Below are 6,624 nucleotides of genomic sequence, written 5' to 3' on the forward strand. Positions count from 1 at the left end.
TCACGGTCAGACGGTGGAGTGGGATGATGGTTCGGGGACGTCAATGAGGAATCGGAATGGACGCGATTGGGCATCAGTGCAGAGGCCGTCCCCGGCTACCCTTTCTTGGCTCGGCATGATTGCGGCCCATTCCGCGTTGCCGNGCACTGCGGGAAGGGCACGCCGACCGCTTATGCGGCATGGCATAGAAAAAGCGGGGATGGACCTCGCTTGATACCGTTCCAGTATACCCGATATCGTCATTGTCATATCAGGTGTGAAACACCAGATGACTGTCGCGGATAACCGTCTGATATTGGGCTGGATATGAGAGGAAAAAATGAGGAGAGCCCACTGTTGGGTGGGCTCTCCTGGGTGAAGTGTGGGTGCGGCGGCGTGCTACTCTCCCACACCCTGTCGGGTGCAGTACCATCGCCGTGCCAGGTCTTAGCTTCCGGGTTCGGAATGGGACCGGGCGTCTCCCCTGGGCTGTGACCGCCGCAAGACTGTTGTTCTGTTATTCATGTTCACCCCCGTGTGGGGGTTGGTGGTTGGTTTGGGGACCGGATGGTGGACGCGGGCGCAGGTGTTCGTGCTGCGGGAACGATGGTTCGTTGTTTGCGTGTTGATGCTTGGTTCGTGTGGATCCTCCAGTCGCGTGTCCCGGTCGCGTGTGGTGCGCGGGGCGTCGTGGCGGGGGGNCGTTTTCGACCGTTAGTGCCGGTCGGCTCCACCCCTTGCGGGGCTTCCACGTCCGGTCTATCGACCACATGGTCTCATGTGGGGTCTGTCACCACCCCGGAGGGTGGTCAGGAATCCTTATCTTGGAGCGGGCTTCCCGCTTAGATGCTTTCAGCGGTTATCCCTCCCGAACGTAGCCAACCGGCCGTGCCGCTGGCGCGACAACCGGCATACCAGAGGTTCGTCCACCCAGGTCCTCTCGTACTATGGGCAGGCCTCCTCAGGATTCCAACGAGCGCAGAGGATAGAGACCAAACTGTCTCACGACGTTCTGAACCCAGCTCGCGTGCCGCTTTAATCGGCGAACAGCCGAACCCTTGGGACCTGCTCCAGCCCCAGGATGCGACGAGCCGACATCGAGGTGCCAAACCATCCCGTCGATATGGACTCTTGGGAATGATCAGCCTGTTATCCCCGGGGTACCTTTTATCCGTTGAGCGATGCCGCGTCCGTACGCCGGCACCGGATCACTATCTCCGACTTTCGTCCCTGCTCGATCCGTCGATCTCGCAGTCAAGCCCGCTTGTGCGATTACACTCGACACCCGATTGCCAACCGGGCCGAGCGGACCTTTGAGCGCCTCCGTTACTCTTTGGGAGGCAACCGCCCCAGTTAAACTACCCGCCAGGCACTCTCCCCGACAAGGCTGACTTGTCCGGGTTAGGCATCAGATGGGGACAGAGCGGTATTTCACTGGGCGACTCCACACACACTGGCGTGCGTGCTTCACGGTCTCCCGCCTATGCTACACAATCCGCACCTGATGCCAATACCAAGGTATAGTAAAGGTCCCGGGGTCTTTTCGTCCTTCTGCGCTTAACGAGCATCTTTACTCGTACTGCAATTTCGCCGAGCTCCTGGTCGAGACAGCGGGGAAGTCGTTACGCCATTCGTGCAGGTCGGAACTTACCCGACAAGGAATTTCGCTACCTTAGGATGGTTATAGTTACCACCGCCGTTTACCGGGGCTTGAATTCACCACTTCGCGCACAAGGCGCTGATGGATCCTCTTAACCTTCCGGCACCGGGCAGGCGTCAGTGCATATACGGCGACTTGCGTCTTGGCATGCACCTGTGTTTTTGGTAAACAGTCGCTACCCCCTGGCTTGTGCCACCCCCCGCCGCTCGAGGCCGCTAGGGCCGTCACCGCGGGGGGTCTCCCTTATGCCGAAGGCACGGGAGCGGTTTGCCGAGTTCCTTGACCAGGATTCGCTCGCTCGCTTCGGTATACTCTACCTGACCACCTGTGTCGGTTTGGGGTACGAGCGGCCGCCGACCTCACGCCGAAGCTTTTCTCGGCCGACGGGATCACCGGATATCGGGCCATCAAGGGCCCCCATCATCACGCCTCGCCCCATGCTGCCCCCGGATTTGCCTGGGGGCGGGGCCGCACGCTTGACCAGGGAAAACCACCTCCCCGGCCGGCTACCCGTCCGCGTCACTCCATGCGCTCGACCCCAGACAAGCCACCCGGGACCAGCCAGTCGGCGCCATCCCCGAAAGGACGACGCCTCATGGTGAAACCGGGTATTTCGTAAGGGATCGCTGATCGGTCATGCGGCCGGTACGGGAATATCAACCCGTTCATCCATTCGACTACGCCTGTCGGCCTCGCCTTAGGACCCGACTCACCCAGGGACGACGAACGTGGCCCTGGAACCCTTGGTCATCCAGCGGCAGGGATCCTCACCCTGCTCTCGCTACTCATGTCTGCATTCTCACTCCCATGAAGTCCACCACACGGTCACCCGGCGGCTTCGACCCTCATGGGACGCTCTCCTACCACGCCAACACAACATTGGCGTCCGCGTCTTCGGTGGCGTGCTTGAGCCCCGCTACATTGTCGGCGCGGAACCACTAGACCAGTGAGCTGTTACGCACTCTTTCAAGGATGGCTGCTTCTGAGCCAACCTCCTGGCTGTCTATGCGACTCCACATCCTTTCCCACTTAGCACGCGCTTGGGGACCTTAGACGACGGTCTGGGCTGTCTCCCTCTCGACGACGGAGCTTATCCCCCGCCGACTCACCGCCGGCATACACGCGACAGGTATTCGGAGTTTGGTTGCTGTTGGTACCCGGTACGGGCCCGCAAGCATCCAGTAGCTCTACCCCCTGCGCGCAATCAACCGACGCTGCACCTAAATGCATTTCGGAGAGAACCAGCTATCACGGAATTTGATTGGCCTTTCACCCCTAACCCCAGGTCATCCCCTCAGTTTTCAACCTAAGTGGGTGCGGTCCTCCACGCGGTCTTACCCGCGCTTCAACCTGCCCAGGGCTAGATCATCCCGCTTCGGGTCCAGGACACGCGACTCAAAAACGCCCTATTCGGACTCGCTTTCGCTACGCATACGCCACACGGCTTATGCTCGCCACATGCCACTGACTCGCAGACTCATTTTTCGATAGGCACGCCGTCACCCCCCACAAGGAAGGCTCCGACGGTTCGTAGGCGCACGGTTTCAGGAACTCTTTCACTCCCCTCCCGGGGTGCTTTTCACCTTTCCCTCACGGTACTCGTCCACTATCGGTCAGACAGCTATACTCAGGCTTACCCAACGGTCTGGGCGGATTCACACGGGATTCCACGAGGCCCGCGCTACTCGGGAGACGCGATCGCCAGACCATGCGCGTTCGGCTACGGGGCCATCACCCTCTACGGCCCGGTATCCAACCCGGTTCGCCTCACACACGGTTTTATCACTGACGCCCGGCACGTCGGCACCGGGACACACGCTCCCACGACACCACGGCCGCAACCCCCGACGGGTATCACACGACCACGGTTTAGCCATCATCCGCTTTCGCTCGCCACTACTCACGGAGTATCCTCTCCTGCAGGTACTGAGATGTTTCACTTCCCTGCGTACCCCCCGCACAACATGCGGTGCCAGCCCATGACGGCTGGCGGGTTGCCCCATTCGGAAACCCTCGGATCAAAGCCATGTCGGCGGCTCCCCGAGGACTATCGCGGCCCCACGCGTCCTTCATCGGTACTGTCTGCCAAGGCATCCACCACTGCGCCCTTCACAACGACCCGCCCACCAGCCCGAAGGCCCAAGGCGACGGCCGCCGCGAACACACAACGAAAAACACAACAAATGTGTCCAACTGGAACACTCGACTATCAGATCATCACACACATCAACCACACCCCCAAGGGGCATGGCCGACACGAAACAAACGAACGAACACACACCCCACCACAAAGGGGGATGCGTCCAGGCCGCACCAACCACAACGGGCCGATGCGCCTCGGTTCATTCACAGTACGAACACCAACCACACCCCCAAAGGGCATGGCCGTTGCTCGCGTCCACTCTCCAGTTCTCAAACCACCACCACACCACAAGCCCCGCACGACACCACAAGCATCACGCAAGACCCATGGGCGCGGAACACCCACCCCAACAGGGGCGTGGCGGTCCGGGGACCCAACAGCATGCACCACACCACAACCCGGCCACCAGGACCGGAAAATCCTCGATCTCTTCCACACCAGCACGGGACGACCCCCACCCACAAGGCGGGAAACCGGCCATCCCACAAACGGACGCCACACGGGCGCCCCGCAAAACTCCGTAGAAAGGAGGTGATCCAGCCGCACCTTCCGGTACGGCTACCTTGTTACGACTTAGTCCCAATCACGAGCCTCACCTTAGACGGCTCCCCCCGCAAAAGCGGTTGGGCCACCGGCTTCGGGTGCTGCCCACTTTCATGACTTGACGGGCGGTGTGTACAAGGCCCGGGAACGCATTCACCGCGGCGTTGCTGATCCGCGATTACTAGCGACTCCGCCTTCACGCAGTCGAGTTGCAGACTGCGATCCGAACTGAGACCGGTTTTCAGCGATCCGCCCCATGTCACCATGTCGCATCGCGTTGTACCGGCCATTGTAGCATGCGTGAAGCCCTGGACGTAAGGGGCATGATGATCTGACGTCATCCCCACCTTCCTCCGAGTTGACCCCGGCGGTCCCGCATGAGTTCCCGGCATAACCCGCTGGCAACATGCGGCGAGGGTTGCGCTCGTTGCGGGACTTAACCCAACATCTCACGACACGAGCTGACGACGACCATGCACCACCTGTGAACCCGCCCCGAAGGGAAGCGACGTTTCCGCCGCCGACAGGCACATGTCAAGCCCAGGTAAGGTTCTTCGCGTTGCATCGAATTAATCCGCATGCTCCGCCGCTTGTGCGGGCCCCCGTCAATTTCTTTGAGTTTTAGCCTTGCGGCCGTACTCCCCAGGCGGGATGCTTAACGCGTTAGCTCCGACACGGAACCCGTGGAAAGGGCCCCACATCCAGCATCCACCGTTTACGGCGTGGACTACCAGGGTATCTAATCCTGTTCGCTCCCCACGCTTTCGCTCCTCAGCGTCAGTAACGGCCCAGAGACCTGCCTTCGCCATTGGTGTTCTTCCCGATATCTACACATTCCACCGTTACACCGGGAATTCCAGTCTCCCCTACCGCACTCAAGCCCGCCCGTACCCGGCGCGGATCCACCGTTAAGCGATGGACTTTCACACCGGACGCGACGAACCGCCTACGAGCCCTTTACGCCCAATAAATCCGGATAACGCTTGCACCCTACGTATTACCGCGGCTGCTGGCACGTAGTTAGCCGGTGCTTATTCGAACAATCCACTCAACAGACCCGAAAGCCTGCCTTGCCCTTGAACAAAAGCGGTTTACAACCCGAAGGCCTCCATCCCGCACGCGGCGTCGCTGCATCAGGCTTGCGCCCATTGTGCAATATTCCCCACTGCTGCCTCCCGTAGGAGTCTGGGCCGTATCTCAGTCCCAATGTGGCCGGTCACCCTCTCAGGCCGGCTACCCGTCAACGCCTTGGTGGGCCGTCACCCCGCCAACAAGCTGATAGGACGCGACCCCATCCCATGCCGCAAAAGCCTTTCCCACACCCCCATGCGGAGGGCGCGGAGCATCCGGCATTACCACCCGTTTCCAGGAGCTATTCCGGTGCATGGGGCAGGTTGGTCACGCATTACTCACCCGTTCGCCACTCTCACCAGCCAAGCAAGCTTGGCCGGATCCCGTTCGACTTGCATGTGTTAAGCACGCCGCCAGCGTTCATCCTGAGCCAGAATCGAACCCTCCACAAAAAACATTCATGGAGACATCCAACAGATGACTCACAAAAGAAAAAGACGGACCATCCAATAAGGAAGGACGGTCACACAAAAACCCCGACACCCATCAAACCCCCTCGGGTACCACACGGGCGGGCATCGGACTGGCAATCAAAGACCACCACACAACCAACAAACGTCGGCCATATGATGAAGTAGTACAGTACACACTATTGAGTTCTCAAACCACCACACACAGCCGGATCACACCGGAACCCAGTCCCGAAGCTCACCAACCGGCAGCAAGATGAATAACTTACACGAACCCAAACCAAAACGCAAACCCACCCAAACACAACACCACCAAAACCCAACAACCACAACACATCCACCGGCGTGTCGCAAACACCCCACCAACCACCACCACACCACACCCAACCAACCAAAACACCCACACCAACCACCCAAAAACACCCACCCACCCGCGTGTCACACACACCACTACGCCCACGTCATACATCGCCGCCCCATGTGCACAAGCGCACTAAGCTGGGCCCCAGACCGGACGCATCGCGGATGCATAAGCGACGGCGCGCATACGGTTCGCAGTCGCAGGATCCGGTACATGCCCACGGAAGGGGAGCCATGTCCACCACATCAACGCCACCATCAGCCTCCGCGCAGACGACGCAGACGGCCATCGGACTGCCGAACGACGGCTTCGTCCCAGTGGCCACGATCAGTCCGGCGAGCACCGGCGCCGACCCCGCGCACAACTCGGACCTCTGCTATCAGGGTCTGCGGCATGC

The 6,624-nt window shown here is 60.3% G+C and carries 3 rRNA genes; all 3 read right to left on the minus strand.

The annotated features are described in order from the left end of the window. Nucleotides 1-365: 365 nt before the first annotated feature. The 3 genes from rrf to B1400_RS09330 all read right to left on the minus strand — a co-directional run bounded on the left by rrf (nt 366) and on the right by B1400_RS09330 (nt 5,848). Nucleotides 366-482 (minus strand): 5S ribosomal RNA (gene rrf, locus B1400_RS09320). Between the two features lie 192 nt (nt 483-674). Beyond that, nucleotides 675-3,761: ribosomal RNA gene (locus B1400_RS09325) — 23S ribosomal RNA — on the minus strand. 545 nt (nt 3,762-4,306) lie between these two features. After that, nucleotides 4,307-5,848, minus strand: a 16S ribosomal RNA gene (locus B1400_RS09330). The 16S, 23S and 5S rRNA genes sit together here, the layout of an rRNA operon. Between the last annotated feature and the right edge of the window lie 776 nt (nt 5,849-6,624).

This window comes from Bifidobacterium italicum (assembly GCF_002286915.1).
In the GTDB taxonomy this organism is placed as follows: domain Bacteria; phylum Actinomycetota; class Actinomycetes; order Actinomycetales; family Bifidobacteriaceae; genus Bifidobacterium; species Bifidobacterium italicum.